The organism is Nesterenkonia sp. Act20, from assembly GCF_019173455.1.
In the GTDB taxonomy this organism is placed as follows: domain Bacteria; phylum Actinomycetota; class Actinomycetes; order Actinomycetales; family Micrococcaceae; genus Nesterenkonia.
In genome coordinates this window covers 185184-206163 of sequence record NZ_JADPQH010000002.1, presented here as the reverse complement: position 1 = coordinate 206163, position 20980 = coordinate 185184, and the positions used below count along the sequence as shown (strand labels likewise).

Genomic DNA, 20980 nt, shown 5'->3' with positions numbered 1-20980 from the left:
CGGCTCAGGGCTCGAAGCTGGTGGCCGGGGCCATCTGGCCCACAGCAGTGGTGATCTGCTCGGCGAGCTCACGCAGCTTGATGTTCCTGTGGTTGGAGGCCGCCTTGAGGATCTCCACCGCTTCCTCCTGGCTGCATCGGTTCTGCGCCATGATGATGCCTACGGCGAGGTCGATCGCGGTGCGGGACTCCATCGCCGTGCGACGGTCCTCCGCGTCATCGGCGTAGCGGGCGATCCGCAGCGCAATGGCGACCACCTGGGACGCCACCGCGGTGTAGTGCTTCGCGATCTCGATCTCGGCCTCGGTGAACGCGTCGGTCTCCCGGGCGTAGAAGTTCATCGCCGCGGTGGAGGTGGTCCCGACCCGCAGCGGCACGGCCAGGATGGTGTGCAGTCCGTGGTCGCGGACCTCGGTCATGTACTTCGGCCACCGCTGCTCATAACGGACATCGGGGACGCTGATCACACTGTTGGTCTTCTGCGCCTCCAGGCAGGGTCCTTCGTCGAAGCCGGCCTGATGCTCGTCCATCTGCTGCGCCTCGGCGGAGCTGGTGGCGACCACCGTGTTGCGCTTGGCGCGCTTGAGAATGATGCCGCAAAGGATCGTCCGATCACCGGAGAGCTGCTGCGCAGCAAGTTCTGCGATCGACTTTAGGACAGCAGGCACATCGTGATCCTTCAGCAGGACCTGGGTCAGCTCCGCTGCAAGATCGTGTGTGGTCTCAGAGACGTCCATAGGGAGCTCCTTCCGTCAGGATGTGGCTTCTGATGGAGACCGCCGCAATGCGGGTGGTCGTTGAAAATCAATGGTGTCACAGCGCGGAAAATACTGGGAACCGCCGGGGGTATCGAAGTGTGCGTCGTCTTGAGGTACGCTCAAATCAGCTCCAGCCAAAGGGCTCTTGTTTCTCCACGCAAGGGATACCCATGGAGTCCATGTCACGTCAGCCAGCCCCTTACGCCGCCTTGGCATCCACCGGACGCGGCAGACGAGCCGCCACGGCCACCGTCCGCGACCTGATGCTGCCGATCGAACGAGCTATCACGGTGACCCATTCCCTGGAAGACGCCGCAGGTCTGGTCATCGGCACCGAGGCCCCGGTGCTCCTGCTCGATCTCTCCCACCAGCCAGTGGGACTGATCACCGAGTCTGCGCTTGCGGCGATGGCCGCCCAGGAGCCCGAACGGTGGAAGCGCCGGCGCTGCGCCTGCCTGGTGCAGTCCCCAGCAGAATTCCTCACGCCCGAGGAGTCCATCGAGAGTGTCCTGGGGCGGTACCGCGACGGTGACGTCAAACCTCTCCTGGTCCTCGAAGAGGGGCAGGCAGTGGGAATCCTGCACCAGGATGACGTCTTCACCTGGTGTCTGGAGCAGCCCGTCTCCATCTTCGACGCGCTGGGCATCGTCAGCGGAGGGTCTTCCGCGAGCGAGCGGTCTTCCTCTGCGCATGGAAAAGAGGTGGTCTGATCCACTTTGGTCTTACTGCATACCCAGAGGACCCCAGGCGCGTACAGCGCTGCAGCAGTTGCTTGACACACCTCACCCTCAACTGAGCCGGAGAAAGCCATGTTCTTGCATAAGCAGGCCCTGCAGTACAACGCCACACCTGAGAAGCCTGACGCGGTCTACGCGCGGAAGCTCCAAGAAGTCATCGGTGGTCAGTACGGAGAGATCACGGTGGCCATGCAGTACAGCTTCCAGGCCTGGAACGCGCACATCCCCGGCAAGTACCGGGACCTGCTGTTCAGCACCGCGGCCGAGGAATTCGGCCATGTGGAGATGCTCGCGACCATGGTGGCTCAACTTCTGGAGAAGGCGCCGCACGGGATCACCGACGACGCCGTGCAGAGTGACCCGACCGTCGCCGCGGTCGTCGGAGGGATGGACGTCCAGGACGCGATCCTGGCCGGTGCGGGCGCCCGACCGGTGGACAGCAACGGCAACCCGTGGAATGCCGGATACGTGACCGCCAGTGGGAACCTGCTGGCTGACTTCACCTCGAACATCAGTGCAGAGATGCACGGACGCATCGCTGTCGCACGTCTGTACCATCAGACCGACGACGCCGGTGTGCGTGACCTGCTCTCTTTCCTGTTGGCGCGGGACACCCACCATCAGAATCAGTGGCTGGCGGCGGCTCGTGAGCTGCAGGACTCTGGTGTGGAGCAGCTGCCGGTGCCGAGTAACTTCCCGATCAAGAAGGAGCACCGGGAGTTCTCCTACCAGGCGATCAACTTCTCCGACGGTAAGTCCATGGCCGAAGGCTCCTGGGCTTCAGGGCCGAGCCCGGATGGGCTTGGCGAGTTCAGCTACGTGGAGACTCCGCCCCAGGGTGTGCCGATGCCGCCTCCGACTCACCCGGATGCTCGCTTCTACGGGACGACAGAGGTTCCCAATTCCGTAGAGAAGACCGCCGGTGCGGTGCAGGACAAGTTGAAGAAGGAGTAGAGAGCGCGCAATGTCGATCCCGAAGAAGAAGGACACCACGTGAGCCAAACCGAACGATCTACCGAACCGTCCATCGCCGAGTTGATGACTCGTCTCTCGGAACAGTCCTCGCGGCTCATCCGGGACGAGCTGAAACTTGCACAGGCGGAGCTCACCTCGAAGGCCAAGCGGGGCGGGATCGGCGCTGGGTACCTCGGCGCAGGAGGTATCCTGGCGTGGTTCGGCTTCGGAGCGCTCATCGCCACGGCGATCCTGGGGCTGGCAGTGGTGCTGCCCGCCTGGGCCGCCGGGCTGATCGTCACAGCAGTGCTGTTCATCGGCGCCGCGATTGCGGCACTCTTGGGGAAGAAGAAGGTCAAGGACCTCTCACCCGTCCCTGAGCGGACCGTGACCAACGTGAACCGAGATGTAGCCGAGCTCAAGGAGCACGCCCGCCATGACCACGCCTAATCCTGAAGATCCGCAGACGCGGCGCTCGACTCGAGCAGCCCAACACGAGCGCCCGGTTGTGAACACTCCGGAACCTCCCAAGGACGCCTCCGTGGCAGAACTCGAGGCGGACCTCGAGCGCACCCGGCGTGAACTCGGCGAGACCGTCGGTGCGCTCGCCGGCAAGCTCGACGTCAAGGAGCAGGCGCGTGAGCAGGTGCAGGTCGCGAAGAGCCGCCTCGTGGAGCAGCGTGACGAGGCTCGTGAGCACGTCGCGGCGTATCTCACCGATGCCAGGGGACGCGTCACGGATGAGCGGGGGAGACCCACTCGGAACGCATGGCTCGGGGTGACGGCGGCCGGTGCCGTAGCGACCGTCGTCGCGATCTGCTGGCCCAGACGCTGACGACCCAAACAGGCGGACCTGGACCGCGTTTCTCTGCACACGAACAAGGAAGGAATATTCGATGAGCAAGAAGGATTCCAGCAACACAGCGGCCAAGGCGGTCTACCGCCCGATCGGTCTGGTGAACAGCCTGATCGCCGGCGCGGTCGCGGGAGCGGTATTCAAGAAGGTCTGGAAATGGGGCTCCAAGAACGATGGCAAGGCCGCACCCCAGGCCCTGCAGTCAGAGTTCAACCTCGGTGAGGTTCTGCTCGCCGCAGCCATCCAGGGATCGATCTTCGCCTTCGCGAAGGCCCTGGTGGACCGCGGCGGAGCCTGGGTGTTCCAGAAGGCGACCGGAACGTGGCCGGGGGACTGAGTGTCCGGCACCTGAACGACGTTGTGGTTGAGCATGCGAACCATGGCAGACTCATCGGGTGAGTCGCTCCAGATCCCAACCCGCCTCCCCAGAGCCTGGCGACGGCCCTGGCAGCTCGCAGACCCTCTTCACCCGCAGCTTTCTGCTGGCCATCGGGATCAACCTGTGCTTCGGCATGGTCTTCTTCATGCTGGTCACCGGCATGGCGGTCTACGCGGCCAGTGAGTTCTCCGTCGGGCAGACCGCAGCCGGATTCGCCGCCTCCGCCTTCGTGGTCGGCGCGCTGGTCTCCCGCGTCTTCGCCGGCAAGTACGTCGACTTCCTCGGCCGCCGTCGCACGGTGCTGGTCACCCTGGTCTTCTTCGTGCTGGCCTCGGTGGCCTATCTCGTCGTCGACAGCTACGCGGTGCTGATCCTGGTCAGGATGGTGCAGGGTGCGGCCTTCGGCTTCGGTCAGACTGCACTGAACGCGGGAGTCTTCACGCTGATCCCGCCCTCCCGCCGCGGCGAGGGTGCTGGTTACTACCTGGTGGCGAACTCCCTGCCGCAGGCGCTGGGACCGCTGCTCGGGATCCAGGTCAGCCAATCCCTCGGCTTCCCCGCCCTGTTCATCACAGCCAGTGCACTGGCAGCGCTGGCGCTCGTGCTTGCACTGTGGATCCGGCTTCCGGAGATGCCGCCGACTCAGCAGACCCTGCGACGACGGCTGATGCTCAAGCCGCGAGACATCTTTGAACGCCGAGCGATCCCGGTGGCGCTGGTCGGGATGATGCTCTCCGTGGGCTTCGCCTCGGTGATCACCTTTCTGGACAGCTTCACCCGCGGCGAGAACATGGACAACGTGGGCAGCCTGTACTTCGTCATTTTCGCCGCCGTCGTGCTCATCACCCGGCTCTTCGTGGGGCGGCTGCACGATTACTACGGCGACAACACCGTCATCTACCCGACCGTGGTGATGTTCTTCGGCGCCATGGCGCTGCTGGCCTGGTCGCCCAATGAGACCGTGGTGCTGCTCTCCGCGGTGCTGGCCGGGTTCGGGCACGGCTCGCTGCTGCCGGTGCTGCAGGCCACAATCGCCTCAGCTGTGCCGGCCCACCGCGTCAGCATCGGACTCTCCACGTTCCTGATCTTCATGGACAGCGGCGTCGGGCTCTCTCCGCTGCTGCTGGGCCCGCTCGCCGACCTCGGAGGCTTCCGCTTCATGTACGGCGCCTGCGCGGGGCTCATCCTCGCGGCCATGGTCGTCTACTGGCTGCTCCACGGCCGCTACGACGTCCGGCAGGGGACGCCACGGCGCCCACGGGACTGAGCTGACGGCCTCGCGCCGTCGGCGGCTCGCGCCGCTACCTCAGCTGCAGCGCGTCCACGATCCGGTCCGCGCAGCGCGGGTTCTCCTCCGGCAGCGACCCGTCAGGGTTCGTGACGAAGTTCAGGTGGCGGGAGCGGAACGTGTTGTAGTCCGTCTCCTCCAGCTCCAGGGCGAGGGAGACCGCCTCCGCAGCAGAGGTGGCGATCGGTCCGGGAACCTCGGCGAAGTAGTCCAGCGCGAGCCCGCGGGCCTTGAGGTAGTAGTCCATGTCATAGGGCCAGAACACCAGCGGGATGTCCCGCAGGGTGGCCTCGTAGGTGATCGCCGAATAGTCGGTGATGACCACGTCCGCCACGCTGAGCCAGTCGAGGATCCCGAAGTCTCCTGTGCCGATGATGACGCCGTTGGACTCCGGCACGGGGGTCCGGTCCGCCGGATGCGGCAGCATCACGAGGTTGCCGAGCTCGCCGTCGAACGCTGCTGCCAGCTCCAGGTAGGAGACCTGCTGGCCGCGGCGGAAGGTGGGCACGTAGATCACGGTCTTGCCGTGGGCCAGCTGGGGGTGGTGCTGCAGGATGCGCGCTCGGCGGGCAGCGTTGCCGGCGTCGTCGAGGAGGTAGTCCACCCGCGGCATGCCCAGTGGCTGGACCATCTCGGGCGGGACCCCGAAGGCCTCGGCGTAGGTCGCGGCGGTGTAGCTGCCGGAGGCGCAGATGAACGAGTAGTTCTCATGCATGCGGATGGAGTTGGCGACTCGCGGGGCCAGACCCTCCCGGCGACCCGACGCCAGGTGGCCGAACTTCTTGATCGCGCCCAGGGCGTGCCAGATCTGGCCGATCTTCAGGTCCTTGCGGTGATTGAGGATGCTCACCGGGATGATGTAGCCGTCCACCAGGCAACCGTCGCAGGTGGCCAGGTGATACATCTCGCGCAGGGCGCGGCCGAGATAGCTGGGGCTGAGCTTATTGTGCTTGATCACGAGCACTCGGTGCTCGGGGTGTTTGCGCTTCAGGGATTCCTGTAGGAGCTCGAAATCCGCCGAGATCTGCCGCGGCTCGCGGGTGATCAGCACGACCTTCTTCTGCACCGGGAGCAGCTTCATGCCGGCGTAGATCGCCCGAGCGCCGAGCGTCAGGACGCTCAGCGCATGAGGCAAGGCCGCTTTGATCACTCTGCTCCTCGAGGTGAAGGGTCCATCCAGAAGAAATGGGTGAACACCAATCAGTTTCTCCACCAAACATATCTCAGACCAGAGAAACCATCACCTACCGCTCTCATTGAGGAGCAATCTGGGCCTCTGTCGGTCAGACCCCGGAGAGGATACGGTCATCATGGAGGCTTCCGCCAGCACGCAGGGAAGTCTCGGGAGAGGCCGAGTCATGGAACGAGAGTGGAGGACCGCTTGCTGGGAATATCGAAGAATCAGGCCATCGCCGTCATTGCGGTGCTGGTGGTGGCTTTGGCCGTGCTCGTCGTGGCAGGCACGGGCCCGGAGGTGTGGGTGCCTGGAGCAGCCGTGCTCGGCGCAGTGGCAGCTCTGGGCGTGATGGTCCTTCGGGTCCAGAATGCATTGCTCCAGGAGATGCGGCGTCTGTCCCTCACCAATAAGCGGGCCGATCAGCACACTCAGGATCTCCTGAACGCATCTTCGAAGAAGCACAAGGCCTCAGATGAGGCGCTGACCGATGTGCGGTCACAGGTCACGGACCTCCGATCCAACACGAAGGCCTGGGCCAGTGCGGCCGCGCAGGACCGCGAGCATCTCGTGGCTCTGCGCAAGCGCGTGCAGGAGGCCGAGAAGAACAGCCTCAGCAGCACCCGCCGTGGGAACGAGAATGTGGTGCGCCAGATGGAATCACTGCTTCAGCTCTATCCCCGCCCCGTCTCCTCCGATGTCCCCATGCCACCGACGGGCGGCTTTGCGTTGGATGCGCAGTCCCTGCTGCATCTGCTGCATCTCGTCCGCTCCAAGCGCCCCACCCGCATTGTCGAGATCGGGAGCGGGACGTCCACGATCTGGGTGGGCTATCTCTGCCGGGAGCTGGGCATCGAGATGGTCTCGATCGACCACCTGGAGTCCTATGCGACGAAGACCCGGGAGGGATTGGAACGACATGGTCTGAGCGAGACCGTCGACCTGCGGCTGGCGCCATTGCGGGCCATCGAGGTGGAGGGTGAGACGTTCAACTGGTACGACGTCGATGCCTTCTCAGACCTGCAGGATGTCGACCTGCTGCTCATCGACGGTCCGCCGAAGGCCACCGGTCCCAAAGCGAGATTCCCCGCGCTGCCCGTGCTGCGGGACCGGCTCTCGCCGGAGGCGACCATCATCCTCGATGACACCAACCGCAAGGACGAGGCCGACATCCTGGATTCCTGGCGGACGCGCTTCCCAGAGTTCATCCCGCAGGAGAGGGGTCTCAGCCGGCTCGGAGTGCTGACGCGTGGCGCAGCGGGGCGGTGATCAAGAACCGGCGAGGGGCGTTCTCCGCAGCTCAGATGGTGACACTGCCCTTGGGGCTGTTGAACGTGACCGACATGATGCCCGGGGTGCCGGAGGGGGCGATCCACTCCACGTCGACATCCTCGAAGGGGTCCACATTCGGGCAGGCCAGCCATTCGGTGACCCGGTCGGGTGATCCGGCGATGCTCAGCCTGGTCAGCGAAGCCTCTGGGGGATAGGCCTGGGAGGGGTGCAGCTCGTCGGTTCCGTCGTTCCAGCGCAGCAGGTAGGGGACCTGGGGGTCGGCGATGAGCCCCTTGATGCCGATCTGCTGCCAGGTGAGCTCCTGGCCGTCGGGGAACTTGCGGTTGCCCGGCACGGCCTTGCGTCCCAGCCGCTCTTCGAAGGGGGAGAGGTCATCGACGCTCACGCACCAGCCCATCCAGCCGCCGCCCATCTGGGAGCGGTTGCGGACCGCCTGGCCGAAGGGCGCCTTGTCCGCGCTGGGGTGGTCCAGGACTTCGACGATCTCCAGGTACTGCCGATTGGCCAGCGGGATGATCGCATTCCGGGTGCCGAACCGGGGATGCATGCCGCCGCGGACGCGTTCCACGCCCAAAGCATCGGTGATCCGTTCCACCGTGGCTGTCATTCCGTCGGGACCCACTGCATACGAGACGTGATCGAGGCGCATCATGGGGCAATCATGGCACCAGGTGCCGTTCAGAATTAAATCCTCGGAGAAAGTCATACGTATTCGAAATGTTTCTACCGATTGTAGAAATATCACGACGACGGCGCCCCTGCCTGGTCCACGACGCGTATCCTTGGTGGGTGCTCAAGACCGCCATGCAGCCCAAATGGATCGGAACTCTAGTCCTCGCGCTGGTTCTGGCCTCCGTCTTCGTGGTGCTGAGCGCCTGGCAGTTCAGCCAGTCCGAGACCGAACCGGTCCCCACGGAATCCATCACCGAAACTCCTGTGCCGCTCACCGAGGTCCATCAGCCCGAGCAGGCGATGACCGTGGCCGAGGCGGACCGGATCGTGGATTTCAGCGGCGAGTTCCTGGAGGGCACGCAGGTGCTCATCGAGGAGCGGCTGCAAGAAGGTGAGAGCGGCTACTGGGTGATCGCCGCCTTCCGGCCGGACGACGCCCCGGGGGAGAACATCATCCCCGTGGTCCGCGGCTGGGTGGCCGATCCCGCGGACGCTGATGAGCTTCCGGCGGGGGAGGAGCTCATGATCCACGGCCGACTGCTGCCGCCCGAGGCTCCGGGCCCAGGTCCGCGGGAGTACACCGCCGACGGCACACAGATCTTCCCGGCGCTCTCCCCAGCAGAGCTCATCAACGTCTGGGACCAGCCCGGGTACTCCGGGTTCGTGGTGGCCTTTGAGATGCTCAACGGCGCTGGAGAAGAGGTGGGGGCGGCGTCGTCGTCCTCGGCTCTTGAACCGGTGGAGGTGGGGCCGCAGCCCGAGGCCACGGGCTTCAACTGGCTGAACCTGTTCTACGGCGTGGAATGGGTGGTCTTCGCCGGATTCGCCTTCTACCTGTGGTGGCGCCTGGTCAAGGACGACCACGAGAAGCAGCTGGAGGAAGCGCGGCTGGACCGCGAATGGCAGGAGCAGTGGCGGGCCGAACAGCTCGCGCTGCGCGAGCAGAACCAAACGAAAGACTGACGACGCATGACTGATTCCTCGACGACCGGCTCGACTGGCTCTACCGGTTCGGGTGCGGCTGACGACATCCCGCCCGCGCCGCCGCGGCCCAAGCAGCGGCGCTTCGCCGGCACCGCCGCGCAGATCCGGGGCTCGCTGACGTTCTATAAGTTCTTCGCCTTCGCCACCGGCATCATGCTGCTGATCCTGGTGGCCAAGATGATCATGGACTACGGCTTCGGCTACGAGCTCTACGCCGGTGGCACCACCGCCGCAGGGGCCGAGAACACGCTGGGCTTCTACCCGAAGGAATCCGTGGTGGACGGGACGGGGATTTCCTATTGGACCGCAGTGGTCCACGGCTGGATCTACGTCATCTACATCATCGCCGGATTCCGGCTCTGGTATCTGATGAACTGGAAGATCGGCCGGCTGATCACGATCGTCCTCGGCGGCGTGGTGCCGTTCCTGAGCTTCATCGTGGAACGCAAGATCGCCCGCGAGGTGCGCCGGGACATGGAATCCAACCCGGAGGCCGTGCGGCGGTACTGAGTCGCGCATGTTCCGCCCGTGCCGGGGCGAATCCGGTGATTCCTTCCTCCTTTTCCGACCGCAGGGGCTTTCGCTGGTCGGGCTGTGGCGTGCAGACTGTGAGGGAACGTCCAGGTGCCGTGGTTAGCTTGAAGACGGTCCTGACATATTCCCGACCAGATGCGAAGTGCTGGATGCGCTTTCAGGGAGGAACAACGTGAACAACAAGATGAAGGTCACCGGGCTGCTTTTGGGCGGCTACCTACTAGGACGTACCAAAAAACTGAAGCTCGCGTTCACCGTGGCTGCCGCCGCATCGGGCTCCACACTTTTCAAGAACCGGAACCAGCTGCAGGAGACGTTCAAGAAGTTCACCGACTCCTCACCCGAGTTGAAGGATCTCCAGGAGAAGCTGTCCGGGCGACTTGCCGAGTCCGGTCGAGGCGCTGCAACCGCCGTGGTCACGAAGGGTGTCGACGCCGTCAGCAGCAAGCTCCAGGAACAGACCGAGAAGCTCAACGCGTCCCTCGATTCGAAGGGACCCCAGAAGGACGAATCTGAGGACGAGCAGTCCTCAGGTGAGGACGCTTCTGCAGAGGACCAGGCTGAAGAGGCCCCTGCGGAGGATGAAGCTGAAGAGGCTCCCGCGCAGGACGAGGCTGAAGAGGCTCCCGCGGAGGACGAGGCTGAAGAGGCTCCCGCGGAGGACGAGGCTGAAGAGGCTCCCGCGGAGGACGAGGCTGAAGAGGCTCCCGCGCAGGACGAGGCTGAAGAGGCTCCCGCGCAGGACGAGGCCGAAGAGAAGCCCGCAGCGCAGGAGAAGCCCAAGGCTGCTCCGCGGAAACGGACGACGACGAAGTCGCAGTCCTCCTCCAGCACGGGGACCAAGGCCCCCGCCAAGCGCAGCACCAGCGGAACCCGGAAGCAGTCGAGCTCCGGCGCGTCGACTCGTAAGTCGACTTCAGGCACGTCCACGCGCAAGCCTGCCTCATCCTCCAGCAAGAGCCAGGGAGCCAAGAAGTGAGCGATCAGGGTATTTTCGGGGGACTGAAGTCCCAAGTCGGCGACTACGCCCAGGCGCTCGGTCGCAAAGCATTCAGCTCCGCGGGTGAGCAGGTCGAGAAGATCGCAGATCGCCTCGACGGCAATGGAGGCTCTATGGGCGAAGGCGCCAAGAAGGGCGCCGAGAAGGTGGCGGAAGGCAAGAGTCCGGTCAGCGCCGCGGCTTCGGCTGTCACCGCTGGCGCCGGGGACAAGGTGAAGGGCCTGTTCGGCGGCGGATCCAAGGCCGGCGGCGGTTCCGACAACAAGTTCATGAACATCGTTGAGTGGACCGATGTGGGCGTCCCGCTCAAGACCGCCTACAACGCCTTCACGGAGTTCGAGAACTGGCCTGACTTCATGAAGAAGGTCGAGAACGTCGAGCGGCTCGATGACGTCAAGCTCAAGTTCAAGGGTCAGGTCTTCCTGTCCCACCGCACCTGGGAAGCAACCATCACCGAACAGGTCGCTGACTCGCACATCGTCTGGGAATCCACAGGCGAGAAGGGGCACATCAGCGGCAGCGTGAGCTTCCACGAGGTCACGCCTACGCTCACCCGGATGCTCACCATTGGGGAGTATCACCCTCAAGGCTTCATGGAGCGCACCGGAAATCTCTGGCGCGCGGTGGGCCGTCGATTCCGCCTGGAACTGAAGTTCTTCGTCCACCACGTGATGACCGAGGTCATCCTGGACCCTGAGTCCGTGGAGGGCTGGCGCGGTGAGATCCGCGACGGCGAAGTCGTGACGTCCCACGAGGACGCTCTCGAGCAGGAGTCGGAGGAGGAAGAGGCTCAGCAGCAGGAGGAGTCTGATCCTGAGGCGGAGTCCGAGCCGGACGCAGAAGGTGAAGAGGACTCCGACGCGGAGGACGACTACGCGGAGGAAGAAGAGCCCGCGGAGAACGCCCCCACCGAAGAGGACTACGAGGAAGAGGAGCCTGAAGAGGAGGCTCCCGCCGAGGACGAATACGCCGAGGAGGAGGAGCCTGAAGAGGAGGCTCCCGCCGAGGACGAATACGCCGAGGAGGAGGAGCCTGCAGAAGAGGCCCCCGCCGAGGAGGAACCGGCCGAGGACGAGGCCGAGTACGACGAGGAAACGCAAGACGCTGACGAAGAACCCGAACCCCGATGAGGCACCGCGCACGTGATCGTGCGCGTCACTCAGAGAGTAGGTAATGGTAATGAGTACAGGAACAGTGCAGCGCTCACAGGGCAGCTATGTGGACCGCCCCTCATCGAGCTCCTTGGCCGACGTCGTCGAGATCATCCTCGACAAAGGCCTGGTCATCGATGCGTACATCAGGGTCTCCCTGGTGGGCATCGAGATCCTCACCATAGATGCGCGAATCGTGATCGCCAGCGTGGACACCTACCTTCGCTTCGCGGAGGCTACCAACCGCCTGGACCTTCGCCAGCAGGGCGGCAAGGACCTCAGCGAACTCATGGGCGGAATGGTCGAGGACGGTTCCCGCGGAAAGACACAGGGAGCAGTCGAGGGCATCAAGAATGCGCTGACTCCCGGTGACGACGATGACGAGGAGGAGGAAGCTCCTCGGCGCACTCGGCGTCCCGCGAAGCAGAGCAGCAAGTCCGAATGAGCGAGACAGGCACGAACCGGGACCAGTACCTCTACGGCATAGTCCACGCGGATTCCGAAGTCACACCCTCCCTCCAGGGCGTTCAGGGGCAACCCGTCCGCCTGGTGGTTCATGGGAACGTGGCTGCGGTGGTCAGCGATATGGACCCCGTAGAGGTGCTGGGCACCCCCGAGGACCTGCTGGGGCACACGCGTCTGTTGGACACCCTGGCTTCAGCCACTGCGGTCCTCCCACTGGCCTTCGGCACCGTGCTTCCCGGAGATGCCGACATCGGCGCTGAAGTGCTCGAGCCTCGCGAATCCGGGTACCTCTCTGGGCTGCAGGCGATCGACGGCCACTCACAGTACACATTGCTGGTCCGGTTCGACCGGGAGACCCTGCTGAGGGAGATCGTCGAGGATGTCCCAGAGGCTGCCCAGCTGCGCGAGACGATCGCCGGAACGACGGAGGATGAGACGCGGCCTCAGCGCATCCGTCTGGGTGAGATCATCGTGAAGGCCTTCGAAGCTCGTCAGCCAGGAGAGGCCGAGCCCATCCTGGAGAAGCTCCGCACGGTGACCGCAGACATGGCCGTCCACGAGCAGGGCCAGCCCGACGACGTCGCCGAGATCGCCGTTCTGGTGGCCTACGACGGCGCCGAGGCTTTCGAGGAGGCGGTGGAAGAGCTCGCGGAGGAAAGGCATCCACGCCTGACCTTCAGACTGGTCGGCCCGCAGGCGCCGTATGACTTTGTTCCGGAGGTGTGATCCCTATGGGGCTCTTCTCCTCCATCCTTGGGGCACCGTTGGCTCCGTTGAAGGGAACCGTCTGGGTCGCGGAGCAGATCTACCAGGAAGCCGAGCGCCAGTACTACGATCCAGGAACGATCCGTCGAAAACTGCGCGAAGTCGAAGACGCCCGCCGTGCCGGAACACTGACTGAAGAACGGGCCGCACAGCTGGAACAGGAACTGGTCACCAGACTCCTGGAGTCGACTCGACGCAACAAACGCTAAGGAGCACCGTGAACGCCGAATCTGAGGAAGAGACGAAGTCCACCGAGTCCTCTGCGGAATCCGCATCCTCGCAGGAGCGACCTCGCCGTCCCGCTCGCAGCAGCCAGGAGGGCGCCCCGAAGCGGAAGACGAGTTCCAACGCCCCACGCAGGGAGGCACCCGCGAAGAGGGAAGGCGGCTCAGGCGATGGTGGTGGTGAGAAACCGGCCAGAGCCTCTGCCGAGCCGCGTCGAGCTGCGCCGAGCAAGGAGGATTCCTCTCGACCGCCTCGACGAGCCGCTCTGAGTGCGGTGCAGGCCAGCCGGAAGGCTATGGAACAGTTCTCTGGGCTGACCGGTCGCTCGGCAGAGTCTGTGGTCGGCGTGCACAAGACGGACGAGGGCTGGAACGTGAAGCTCGAAGTGGTGGAGTCACGGCGTATTCCCGACACCGCGGACCTCCTGGCGGAATACGATGTGAACCTGAACAGCTCTGGAGAGCTTCTCAGCTACGACCGGCTCGACCGCTACGTGCGTGGGCGTCCCACCGCCTGACACCGCAGCGACGTCGGTCCGTCTGCGAAGGGGTACATCAATTGGTCAAGGAGAGTACAGGCATGGAGAGACAGCCCGGCAACGCGATGGAACCGCAGCGGGACCGCGAAGGCACCCTGTTGCAGGTCGTCGAGACGCTGCTGGACAAGGGCCTCGTGCTCAACGCTGACATCATGGTTTCAGTAGCGGGTGTTGAGCTGCTCGGGATCCGTATCCGCGCGGCGCTTGCCTCCTTTGAGACTGCGGCTCGCTACGGGCTCGACTTTCCTGCGGGCACCGACCGTGAGACCGTCGCGTGGCAGGAAGCGGTGGAACAGAAGGAGACCTGCCCCGCATGTGAGAAGCGCTCTCCGCTGAAGCAGCTCATGAACGAATACTGTCCATGGTGTGGGTGGCAGAGCGCCTACGCGAAGCGGCTGGAACAAGGCGAGGAATCTCCCGCCTTAGGGACCGGAGACGACGATAACGCTCCCGCCACCACAGCGAATGAGTCACCAGATGAGTCACCCTCCCCAGCCCCCGCGAACTAGCCACCTCACGCAGGGGGCTGGCCTGGCGAAGGATCTCGCAGAACGTCCCGCAGCCCTGCAGCCGACGCGGGACCCCGGGGCGACACTGCCCGATCTGCTCGAGGTTCTGCTGAACAAGGGAGTCCACCTCAACCTGGATCTGATCATCTCGGTCGCTGATATACCGCTGATTGGTGTTAACCTTCGGGCCACCATCGCCGGGATCGAGACGATGCTCGAGTACGGGATGATGCGCCAGTGGGACGAACAGACCAGGGCGTGGGTGCAGAAGTCACTGACCAAGCACCTGCCCATGGCGGACGGGGAAGAGATCGTCTCTGCGATGGCAGCAAGCTACCTGCATGACGACTTCTACCAGGCCTGGCGTCCAGGTCGGGCCTATCTGACCAATCGCCGGCTGATCCTCCACCGTCGAGACCCTGCGGAGACGCTGTGGCAGTCCACCCTCGCAGACATCTCCGGGGTTGAGCCGGTTCAGGAAACATCGGTCGGCGGTGAGACGCGAACCAGGCTCAAGCTCAAGATGCGCGACGGGTCCGAGGAGATGATCTCGGCAGCGGATCCCCAGGCACTGCTTAAGCTGCTGCGCACAGAGCTCAACTCAGAGGGGCAGTCCCTCGGTGGTGGAGCGAACGGCTCCGCCGGACCCGCTCAACAGCAGGTCGGACCGCTGTTCAGCGGCTCGCTCTGGGTGCTTGAGACGCTGGCGCAGGGGTCGACCTGGCGCGGAGGGCGCGGAACGTTGGAGGAAGCGGGTGATTTCACCTGGAAATCTCCGATGGACAGCCGACCGCTGTTGCGTTGTGGGCCCTCTGAAATCGTGACTGTGGAGCGCGAGACGCTGAACAATCCCACCGACCACGATGAGGTCCTGCGAGTCGAGACCTCGCGGGCGACCTACCGTCTCGCCTCACCGGAGTTGTCCAAGTGGCAGCAGCACCTCACCGAATGGGCACACGCGACGAAGGAGGCGCCCCATGGCGCTGCAGGTTGACGAAGAGAGCCTCAAGCACGGGGTCCTGACTCTTGTCGTGACCCTGGTCGAGGTCATCCAAGAAGCCCTCGAGACACAGGCCGTGCGCCGCATGGAAGGCGGCGAACTGACCGAGGAGGAACAGAACCGGCTCGGAGAGGCCCTGCTCGAGCTGGATGAGGCCATGGACCAGATCAAGGCCGATCATGGCATCACCGATTCGGTGACTGACCTTCACCGCGGTCTGGACGAAGTCGTCGACGAGGTGGTGGACAAACTCATCAACCCCCAGCGATGGGCAGAGGAAGGTCGAGGGAAGGTCGAGTGAGCAACACAGCGGCGCAGGAAGCGGAGACGCTCTACGTCTACGGAATCGTTCCTGCCGGTTCGCCGGAGCCCGCGGTGGCAGGCATCGACGGCGCGGAGCTCCAGACAGTCACAGCGCCCTCCGGTCTGGCTGCGGTGGTGCACATTCACCGCTCGGGTCCCTACGAAGGTCCTGATGAGGACGTCAAGCGCTGGGTGTTGGCGCACAGCGACGTCATCGACGACTGCTGGACCCGCGCCGGGGCGGTCCTGCCCGTGTCCTTCAACGTGATCGTGCGTCCGTCAGAGCGCACAGGTTCCCCGGCGATCGACCAGCTCACTGAGTGGCTGGACAGTTCTGCCGGGGAGCTTTCGCAGAGGCTCGACGAGCTGGCGGGGACCTCGGAGCTGCGCGTGGAGATCACTCTGGATCAGCACGCGCAGGCCGCCGAGCACGCGGCAGTACGCGAGCTGCGCGCAGAGATGGAATCCCGACCAGCGGGGGTGCGACGCCTGCTGGAGAAGCGGCTCGACAAGCTCGAGAGGCAGATCACGGATCAGGCCGCCGATGAGCTCTTCCCGGTCTCCCGAGCAAGGATCGCTGCGCATTGTCTCCAGATTCAGGGATACGCCCCCAGCAGTCGAACAAAGGGCGCCATCTCCGTGCTGTCGGTGGCATGCCTGGTCGATGAGTTGCAGATCACGGCGCTCGGGGCCGAGCTCGCCGAGATCCGGGATGAGGTTCCCGCGGCAGACATCCGTTTCCTCGGGCCGTGGCCGCCGTACTCCTTCGTGGACCTAACGGCGCCGGGCCCAGAGCAGGACGGGGATCAGCAGCAGGGCCAACAGCCCACCGCCTAGGGACAGGTGCGCGAAGTTCGTCGCAGCCATCACCATCCCGGACATCGCACCGCCGCCCGCCCCAGCCAGGGCGATCAGCACGTCGATCCCGCCCTGCGTGCGCGGACGGTTCTGCGGGACGGTCGCATCCACGACCAGCGCGGTGCCAGCGATGAGTCCCACGTTCCAACCCACTCCGAGCAGGATCAGCGCCAGGATGAGCAGCCCCAGGGAGTCGCCCGGCGCGGCCGCACCGACCAGACCCGCGGCGAGCAGGATCACTGCCGCCGCGATGCTCATCGATATCCGTCCGAGCTTGTCCACCAGCACGCCGGTGACCAGGGACGGCAGCCACATGGCGCCCACATGCAGCCCGATCACCAGCCCCACCGAGCCGAGCCCGTGACCGTGCGCGAGCATGTGGATCGGCGTCATCGTCATGATCGCGACCATGGCGATCTGGGTCAGCACCATGACGGTCGCCCCGATGTAGGCCCCGGTGCCGGGTGCGGGGGCTGAGTTGGCGTCTGCGGCCGCCGTCTTGGCGGGGGCATCCGCTGTCTCTGTTGTGTTCTCCGCGGCGGACTCTGCTGCGGCGAGCCGCTTCGCCAGCAGAAACGGATCTGGGCGCAGGAAGACGAACAGAATCAGTCCCGCCGCGAGATACGCCGCGGCGGCCAGCAGGAACGGGCCGGCGAGTGGCGGGATGCCCAAGCTCCGGGCGAGATCCCCGAGCGGCTCGACCAGGTTCGGCCCAGCCACCGCGCCGAGCGTGGTGGCGACCATGGCGATGCTGATCGCTGTGGCCCGGCGGGAGTCCGGCGCCAGATCGGTCCCGGCATAGCGGGCCTGCAGGTTCGTGGCCGTGCCCGCGCCGTAGACGAACAGCGCGAGGAACAGCATCGGCACCTGGTCCGCGACGGCGGCGGCCACCACTCCGAGCGCCCCCAGCCCGCCGGCGCTGAATCCGATGCCCAGGCCGATCCGGCGGCCCCAGCGCTGACTCACCCGACCCACGGTGAACGCCGCCAGTGCGGAACCCAACGTGAACAGCGCTATCGGCAGCCCGGCCAGGCTCGCTGAGCCCAGCATGTCCTGTGCCAGCAGCGCCCCCACGGTGACGCCCGCGGCGAGACCCGCCCCACCCAGGATCTGGCTGCACACGACGACGACGAGCGTGCGTCGCTGAACCTGCGCCCGCTGGAGCTGGCGTGGTTGAGTCATGCCCGCATCATAGACCGGCCCGTCGGTGCGCACCCCGTCCCCGCACCCGCGCGGGTGGACCCCGCATCGATTGGGCGGAAATTGTCGGAATGACGGCCGGCGGGGCGGCTCATACCGACGATTTCTGCCCAACAGATGGGGGAGGGGCCCCAGGTCAGTCCGCGGTGAAGAAGGCCCTGAGCACGGCGGTGAACACCTCGGGCTTCTCGGCGTGGACCCAGTGGCCGGCGTCCTTGATGGTCGTCTGGCTCACTCGCGGAAAGAGCTTTCGCATCGCGGGTTCGTACTCGTCCTGCACGTATCCGGAGTTTGCTCCCGCGATCCAGAGCACGGGGCCGGCGAACTGTTCGCCGTCGAACTCCGGGAAGCTTCCGATGGCTGGCAGTGACTTGTGGAGCAGGTCCAGGTTCACGCGCCAACGGAACCCGTCGCCCGAGCGGACCAGGCTCTGCAGCAGGAATCCGCGGACCATCTTCTCCGGGATCGGCTCCTGCAGGAACTCGTCCGCCTCCCCGCGTGAAGTGAGTTGATCCAGGTTCAGGCGGCTCAGGCTGCTGATCAGGTGATCGAACTCGCCCATGGACTCGTGGGCGACGGGCGAGATGTCGACGATGGCGAGGCGGCTGACCAGCTCCGGATGCCGGAGAGTCAGCACCATGGCGACCTTGCCGCCCATCGAGTGACCCACCAGATGCACGGGGCCGGCGCTTGCCACGGTGCTCCGAAGATGCTGCGCCACGAGGTCTGCCTGCTCGACGTAGTCGAACGTCTCGGTCCACTCGGAAGCGCCGTGGTTGGGCAGATCGATCAGCACTGAGTGGAGTTCGGGGGTGAGGGCCTTGGCGATCTGCGTGAAATTCTTGCCCTGACCGAAGAGCCCGTGCAGGAACACCACCGTCTCGCCCGTCTCGCCGACGTGCTGGGCGTTCAGCGGGGATGTTTCGGCAGTCATCGTGAGTCTTTCCTGTCCTGCGGGGGCCTCGGGTCCCGTCCATCCTAGGCGGGACCGCCCGTGTGGGGCGTAGATCCGGAGCGAATGTGGGGAGACCCGCATCGGTTGGGCGGGAATCGTCGGAATGCGAGCCTCCGGGGCGGCTGATAACGACAATTTGTGCCCACCAGATGCGGGATTGCCCGCGAAACCGCCCCGTCCGCCGACTCCGCGCTGGCCGCTAGGATGGGACAGTGACTTCTCAGCCTGATTCCGCAGACTCTGCCGTCCCCGCCGTGGAGCGGTCGAACTCCGAGGCGCAGACCGTGCTCGTGGTCGACTACGGCGCGCAGTACGCCCAGCTCATCGCGCGCCGAGTGCGCGAGGCCCGTGTGTATTCGGAGGTCGTCCCGCACACCCTCGCAGCCTCAGAGATCATCTCCCGCAAGCCCTCCGCGGTGATCCTGTCCGGCGGGCCCTCCTCGGTCTACGCCGAAGGCGCCCCTGGGGTGGAGACCGAGCTCTTCGAGGCCGGCATTCCGGTGATGGGCATCTGCTACGGATTCCAGGCCATGGCGCACAGCCTCGGCGGCGAGGTCGCCCGCACCGGCGATCGCGAATACGGCAAGACCGAGGTGCGCAGCGTCAACGCCCCGCACTCGCTGCTCACCGGCACCGATGCGGTCCAGTCCACATGGATGTCGCACAGCGACTCCGTGCGGAAGGCCCCCGAAGGCTTCCAGGTGCTGGCTTCCTCCGAGGGCGCCCCCGTCGCGGCCTTCGCCGACGAGGAGCGCAAGCTCTACGGCGTGCAGTGGCACCCCGAGGTGCGCCACTCGCCCCAGGGACAGATGGTCATCGAGAACTTCCTCTACAACGGCGCCGGCCTGACGCCCGAGTGGACCACCGGTAACATCGTCGAAGAGCAGGTCGCCGCCATCCGCGCCCAGGTCGGAGACGCCCGCGTGATCTGCGGCCTCTCCGGGGGAGTGGACTCCGCCGTGGCCGCGGCACTCGTGCAGAAGGCCATCGGGGACCAGCTGACATGCGTGTTCGTGGATCACGGGCTGCTGCGCGAAGGTGAGGCCGAGCAGGTGGAACGCGATTTCGTGGCCGCCACCGGCGCCAAGCTCTACGTGGCCGATGAGCGCGAGCGCTTTCTCGCCGCGCTGGAGGGCGTCACCGATCCCGAGACCAAGCGCAAGATCATCGGCCGGGAATTCATCCGCGCCTTCGAGAGCGCCGAGAAGGCCGTCCTTGAACAGGCAGCCGCCGACGGCGCGAAGGTCGAGTTCCTGGTCCAGGGCACCTTGTACCCCGATGTGGTCGAATCCGGCGGCGGTGAGGGTGCGGCGAACATCAAGTCACATCACAACGTGGGTGGGCTGCCCGAGGACATGGTCTTCAAGCTGGTCGAACCGTTGCGCGCGCTGTTCAAGGACGAGGTCCGCGCCGTCGGAGCCGAGCTCGGGCTGCCCGCCGAGATCGTCCAGCGCCAGCCGTTCCCGGGCCCCGGTCTGGGCATCCGGATCATCGGCTCGGTCTCCGAGGACCGGCTGCGGATCCTGCGCAAGGCCGATGCGATCGCTCGGGAGGAGCTCACCGCTTCAGGTCTGGACCAGGAGGTCTGGCAGATGCCGGTCGTGCTGCTCGCCGACGTGCGCTCCGTGGGCGTCCAGGGCGATGGCCGCACCTACGGCCACCCGATCGTGCTGCGCCCCGTCTCCTCCGAGGACGCGATGACCGCTGACTGGTCGCGGCTGCCCTATGACCTGCTGGCGAAGATCTCCAACCGAATCACCAATGAGGTGGAAGAGGTCAACCGGGTCACCCTGGATGTGACCTCGAAGCCGCCAGGCACCATCGAATGGGAGTGAGTCCGAAGACTCGTGCTCGATTCCACCGCCACTGAGGCGATCACCACTGTCCTCGCAGGGCTGTTGCTGGTGATCGGCGCGCTCGGCGTCGTGCTGCCGGTGCTGCCCGGCTCCCTGCTGATCATCCTGACCCTGCCGGTGTGGGCGTTCCTGCTCGGCGGGACGGTGCCCTGGGTCGCGGCAGTGATCGGCGTCGTCCTGGCCATCGCCGGGTGGAGCGGCTCCACTGTGCTCACCGGTCGGTCCCTGCACCGGCAGCAGATCCCACGCGGTCCGATCCTGGTCGGGATAGCGGCCGCCGTCGTCGGCCTGTTCCTGCTCCCGCCGCTGGGGCTGTTCATCGGCTTCGCCGCGGGGCTCTTCGGCGCCGAGTACATCCGGCGCGACCGTGATTGGCGCGCCGCGGGCACCGCGTCTCTGCGCGCGATGCGTGCGATGGGGCTGGGGATCCTGCTGGAATTCCTGCTCGCCGGCCTGGCCATCTCCGCGTTCCTGATCGGCACGCTGGTCTACTTCGTGTTCTGAGTTCGGGCGCTGATGCCCCGCAC

26 protein-coding genes are annotated in these 20980 nt (G+C 65.4%); 21 read left to right on the top strand and 5 right to left on the bottom strand.

The features are described from left to right. Window positions 1–4: 4 nt before the first annotated feature. Window positions 5–736, bottom strand: a complete 732-nt coding sequence (locus tag IY716_RS10620) for a GAF and ANTAR domain-containing protein (RefSeq protein WP_218221683.1) — start codon at window positions 734–736, stop codon at window positions 5–7. Between the two features lie 200 nt (window positions 737–936). Here IY716_RS10620 and IY716_RS10615 point away from each other — a divergent pair, with 200 nt between their 5' ends. From IY716_RS10615 to IY716_RS10590, 6 genes are all read left to right on the top strand, one after another. Then, on the top strand, window positions 937–1467 hold the full coding sequence (locus tag IY716_RS10615; protein WP_218221682.1) for a CBS domain-containing protein: 531 nt from the start codon (window positions 937–939) through the stop codon (window positions 1465–1467). Between the two features lie 99 nt (window positions 1468–1566). Beyond that, window positions 1567–2448: a manganese catalase family protein gene (locus tag IY716_RS10610; RefSeq protein ID WP_218221681.1), complete on the top strand. Its 882-nt coding sequence runs from the start codon at window positions 1567–1569 to the stop codon at window positions 2446–2448. 39 nt (window positions 2449–2487) lie between these two features. Beyond that, window positions 2488–2898: a phage holin family protein gene (locus IY716_RS10605; protein ID WP_369699686.1), complete on the top strand. Its 411-nt coding sequence runs from the start codon at window positions 2488–2490 to the stop codon at window positions 2896–2898. Beyond that, on the top strand, window positions 2885–3283 hold the full coding sequence (locus IY716_RS10600) for a DUF3618 domain-containing protein (RefSeq protein ID WP_218221680.1): 399 nt from the start codon (window positions 2885–2887) through the stop codon (window positions 3281–3283). The genes IY716_RS10605 and IY716_RS10600 overlap by 14 nt, the downstream gene beginning before the upstream one ends. A gap of 61 nt (window positions 3284–3344) precedes the next feature. Beyond that, the gene (locus IY716_RS10595) at window positions 3345–3641 is read left to right on the top strand and encodes a DUF4235 domain-containing protein (RefSeq protein WP_218221679.1); all 297 of its coding nucleotides are present in this window, start codon (window positions 3345–3347) and stop codon (window positions 3639–3641) included. Window positions 3642–3699: 58 nt separating this feature from the next. Next, complete coding sequence (locus tag IY716_RS10590) at window positions 3700–4950, top strand: MFS transporter (protein WP_218221678.1); 1251 nt, start codon at window positions 3700–3702, stop codon at window positions 4948–4950. 34 nt (window positions 4951–4984) lie between these two features. Here the strand turns inward: IY716_RS10590 and IY716_RS10585 are convergent, their stop codons facing one another. After that, window positions 4985–6121 carry a CDP-glycerol glycerophosphotransferase family protein gene (locus IY716_RS10585; RefSeq protein WP_218221677.1) on the bottom strand — a complete coding sequence of 379 codons (1137 nt, stop codon included), beginning with the start codon at window positions 6119–6121 and terminating at the stop codon, window positions 4985–4987. A 219-nt stretch (window positions 6122–6340) separates the two neighbouring features. On the opposite strand from IY716_RS10585, the gene IY716_RS14060 reads away from it, so the two are divergent. Next, window positions 6341–7414: a class I SAM-dependent methyltransferase gene (locus IY716_RS14060; protein WP_218221676.1), complete on the top strand. Its 1074-nt coding sequence runs from the start codon at window positions 6341–6343 to the stop codon at window positions 7412–7414. Between the two features lie 31 nt (window positions 7415–7445). Here IY716_RS14060 and IY716_RS10575 read toward each other — a convergent pair whose 3' ends face one another. After that, entirely contained in the window at window positions 7446–8090 is a 645-nt protein-coding gene (locus tag IY716_RS10575) for a VOC family protein (protein WP_218221675.1), read from the bottom strand. A 137-nt stretch (window positions 8091–8227) separates the two neighbouring features. Here IY716_RS10575 and IY716_RS10570 point away from each other — a divergent pair, with 137 nt between their 5' ends. From IY716_RS10570 to IY716_RS10515, 12 genes are all read left to right on the top strand, one after another. Continuing rightward, window positions 8228–9073, top strand: coding sequence for an SURF1 family protein (locus IY716_RS10570; protein ID WP_369699685.1), 846 nt, complete (start codon window positions 8228–8230; stop codon window positions 9071–9073). 6 nt (window positions 9074–9079) lie between these two features. Next, window positions 9080–9604, top strand: coding sequence for a DUF3817 domain-containing protein (locus IY716_RS10565; RefSeq protein WP_218221673.1), 525 nt, complete (start codon window positions 9080–9082; stop codon window positions 9602–9604). Window positions 9605–9800: 196 nt separating this feature from the next. After that, window positions 9801–10607: a hypothetical protein gene (locus IY716_RS10560; protein ID WP_218221672.1), complete on the top strand. Its 807-nt coding sequence runs from the start codon at window positions 9801–9803 to the stop codon at window positions 10605–10607. Next, window positions 10604–11758: an SRPBCC family protein gene (locus tag IY716_RS10555; protein WP_218221671.1), complete on the top strand. Its 1155-nt coding sequence runs from the start codon at window positions 10604–10606 to the stop codon at window positions 11756–11758. The genes IY716_RS10560 and IY716_RS10555 overlap by 4 nt, the downstream gene beginning before the upstream one ends. Window positions 11759–11807: 49 nt before the next feature. After that, the gene (gvpJ, locus tag IY716_RS10550; RefSeq protein WP_218221670.1) at window positions 11808–12224 is read left to right on the top strand and encodes a gas vesicle protein GvpJ; all 417 of its coding nucleotides are present in this window, start codon (window positions 11808–11810) and stop codon (window positions 12222–12224) included. Further along, a complete protein-coding gene (locus tag IY716_RS10545; protein ID WP_218221669.1) occupies window positions 12221–12970 on the top strand; it encodes a GvpL/GvpF family gas vesicle protein in 750 nt (249 codons plus the stop codon). The genes gvpJ and IY716_RS10545 overlap by 4 nt, the downstream gene beginning before the upstream one ends. A gap of 5 nt (window positions 12971–12975) precedes the next feature. Next, complete coding sequence (locus tag IY716_RS10540; protein ID WP_218221668.1) at window positions 12976–13218, top strand: gas vesicle protein GvpG; 243 nt, start codon at window positions 12976–12978, stop codon at window positions 13216–13218. 8 nt (window positions 13219–13226) lie between these two features. Continuing rightward, complete coding sequence (locus IY716_RS14055; RefSeq protein ID WP_218221667.1) at window positions 13227–13751, top strand: gas vesicle protein; 525 nt, start codon at window positions 13227–13229, stop codon at window positions 13749–13751. A gap of 62 nt (window positions 13752–13813) precedes the next feature. After that, window positions 13814–14281 carry a gas vesicle protein gene (locus IY716_RS13900; protein WP_304413981.1) on the top strand — a complete coding sequence of 156 codons (468 nt, stop codon included), beginning with the start codon at window positions 13814–13816 and terminating at the stop codon, window positions 14279–14281. After that, a complete protein-coding gene (locus tag IY716_RS10525; RefSeq protein ID WP_218221666.1) occupies window positions 14250–15275 on the top strand; it encodes a gas vesicle protein in 1026 nt (341 codons plus the stop codon). The genes IY716_RS13900 and IY716_RS10525 overlap by 32 nt, the downstream gene beginning before the upstream one ends. Continuing rightward, a complete protein-coding gene (locus tag IY716_RS10520) occupies window positions 15259–15582 on the top strand; it encodes a gas vesicle protein K (protein ID WP_218221665.1) in 324 nt (107 codons plus the stop codon). The genes IY716_RS10525 and IY716_RS10520 overlap by 17 nt, the downstream gene beginning before the upstream one ends. Beyond that, entirely contained in the window at window positions 15579–16421 is an 843-nt protein-coding gene (locus IY716_RS10515) for a GvpL/GvpF family gas vesicle protein (RefSeq protein ID WP_218221664.1), read from the top strand. Before IY716_RS10520 ends, IY716_RS10515 begins: the two co-directional genes overlap by 4 nt. On the opposite strand, the gene IY716_RS10510 is transcribed toward IY716_RS10515, so the two are convergent. Both IY716_RS10510 and IY716_RS10505 read right to left on the bottom strand, forming a co-directional pair. Next, on the bottom strand, window positions 16359–17624 hold the full coding sequence (locus tag IY716_RS10510) for an MFS transporter (RefSeq protein ID WP_218221663.1): 1266 nt from the start codon (window positions 17622–17624) through the stop codon (window positions 16359–16361). The two genes, IY716_RS10515 and IY716_RS10510, sit on opposite strands and share 63 nt — an antisense overlap. Window positions 17625–17778: 154 nt before the next feature. Further along, window positions 17779–18576, bottom strand: a complete 798-nt coding sequence (locus IY716_RS10505; RefSeq protein WP_218221662.1) for an alpha/beta fold hydrolase — start codon at window positions 18574–18576, stop codon at window positions 17779–17781. Window positions 18577–18881: 305 nt separating this feature from the next. Here IY716_RS10505 and guaA point away from each other — a divergent pair, with 305 nt between their 5' ends. Then, window positions 18882–20432, top strand: coding sequence for a glutamine-hydrolyzing GMP synthase (gene guaA, locus IY716_RS10500; protein ID WP_218222183.1), 1551 nt, complete (start codon window positions 18882–18884; stop codon window positions 20430–20432). A gap of 12 nt (window positions 20433–20444) precedes the next feature. After that, on the top strand, window positions 20445–20957 hold the full coding sequence (locus IY716_RS10495; RefSeq protein ID WP_218221661.1) for a DUF456 domain-containing protein: 513 nt from the start codon (window positions 20445–20447) through the stop codon (window positions 20955–20957). Window positions 20958–20980: the final 23 nt, after the last annotated feature.

Excerpts from the sequence above, each read along its gene's own strand:
- IY716_RS10620 (WP_218221683.1), bottom strand. The coding sequence starts at position 736 with ATGGACGTCTCTGAGACCACACACGATCTTGCAGCGGAGCTGACCCAG.
- IY716_RS10615 (WP_218221682.1), top strand. The coding sequence starts at position 937 with ATGTCACGTCAGCCAGCCCCTTACGCCGCCTTGGCATCCACCGGACGC.
- IY716_RS10610 (WP_218221681.1), top strand. The coding sequence starts at position 1,567 with ATGTTCTTGCATAAGCAGGCCCTGCAGTACAACGCCACACCTGAGAAG.
- IY716_RS10600 (WP_218221680.1), top strand. The coding sequence starts at position 2,885 with ATGACCACGCCTAATCCTGAAGATCCGCAGACGCGGCGCTCGACTCGA.
- IY716_RS10595 (WP_218221679.1), top strand. The coding sequence starts at position 3,345 with ATGAGCAAGAAGGATTCCAGCAACACAGCGGCCAAGGCGGTCTACCGC.
- IY716_RS10575 (WP_218221675.1), bottom strand. The coding sequence starts at position 8,090 with ATGATGCGCCTCGATCACGTCTCGTATGCAGTGGGTCCCGACGGAATG.
- IY716_RS10565 (WP_218221673.1), top strand. The coding sequence starts at position 9,080 with ATGACTGATTCCTCGACGACCGGCTCGACTGGCTCTACCGGTTCGGGT.
- gvpJ (WP_218221670.1), top strand. The coding sequence starts at position 11,808 with ATGAGTACAGGAACAGTGCAGCGCTCACAGGGCAGCTATGTGGACCGC.
- IY716_RS10545 (WP_218221669.1), top strand. The coding sequence starts at position 12,221 with ATGAGCGAGACAGGCACGAACCGGGACCAGTACCTCTACGGCATAGTC.
- IY716_RS10540 (WP_218221668.1), top strand. The coding sequence starts at position 12,976 with ATGGGGCTCTTCTCCTCCATCCTTGGGGCACCGTTGGCTCCGTTGAAG.
- IY716_RS13900 (WP_304413981.1), top strand. The coding sequence starts at position 13,814 with ATGGAGAGACAGCCCGGCAACGCGATGGAACCGCAGCGGGACCGCGAA.
- IY716_RS10525 (WP_218221666.1), top strand. The coding sequence starts at position 14,250 with ATGAGTCACCCTCCCCAGCCCCCGCGAACTAGCCACCTCACGCAGGGG.
- IY716_RS10520 (WP_218221665.1), top strand. The coding sequence starts at position 15,259 with ATGGCGCTGCAGGTTGACGAAGAGAGCCTCAAGCACGGGGTCCTGACT.
- IY716_RS10510 (WP_218221663.1), bottom strand. The coding sequence starts at position 17,624 with ATGACTCAACCACGCCAGCTCCAGCGGGCGCAGGTTCAGCGACGCACG.
- IY716_RS10505 (WP_218221662.1), bottom strand. The coding sequence starts at position 18,576 with ATGACTGCCGAAACATCCCCGCTGAACGCCCAGCACGTCGGCGAGACG.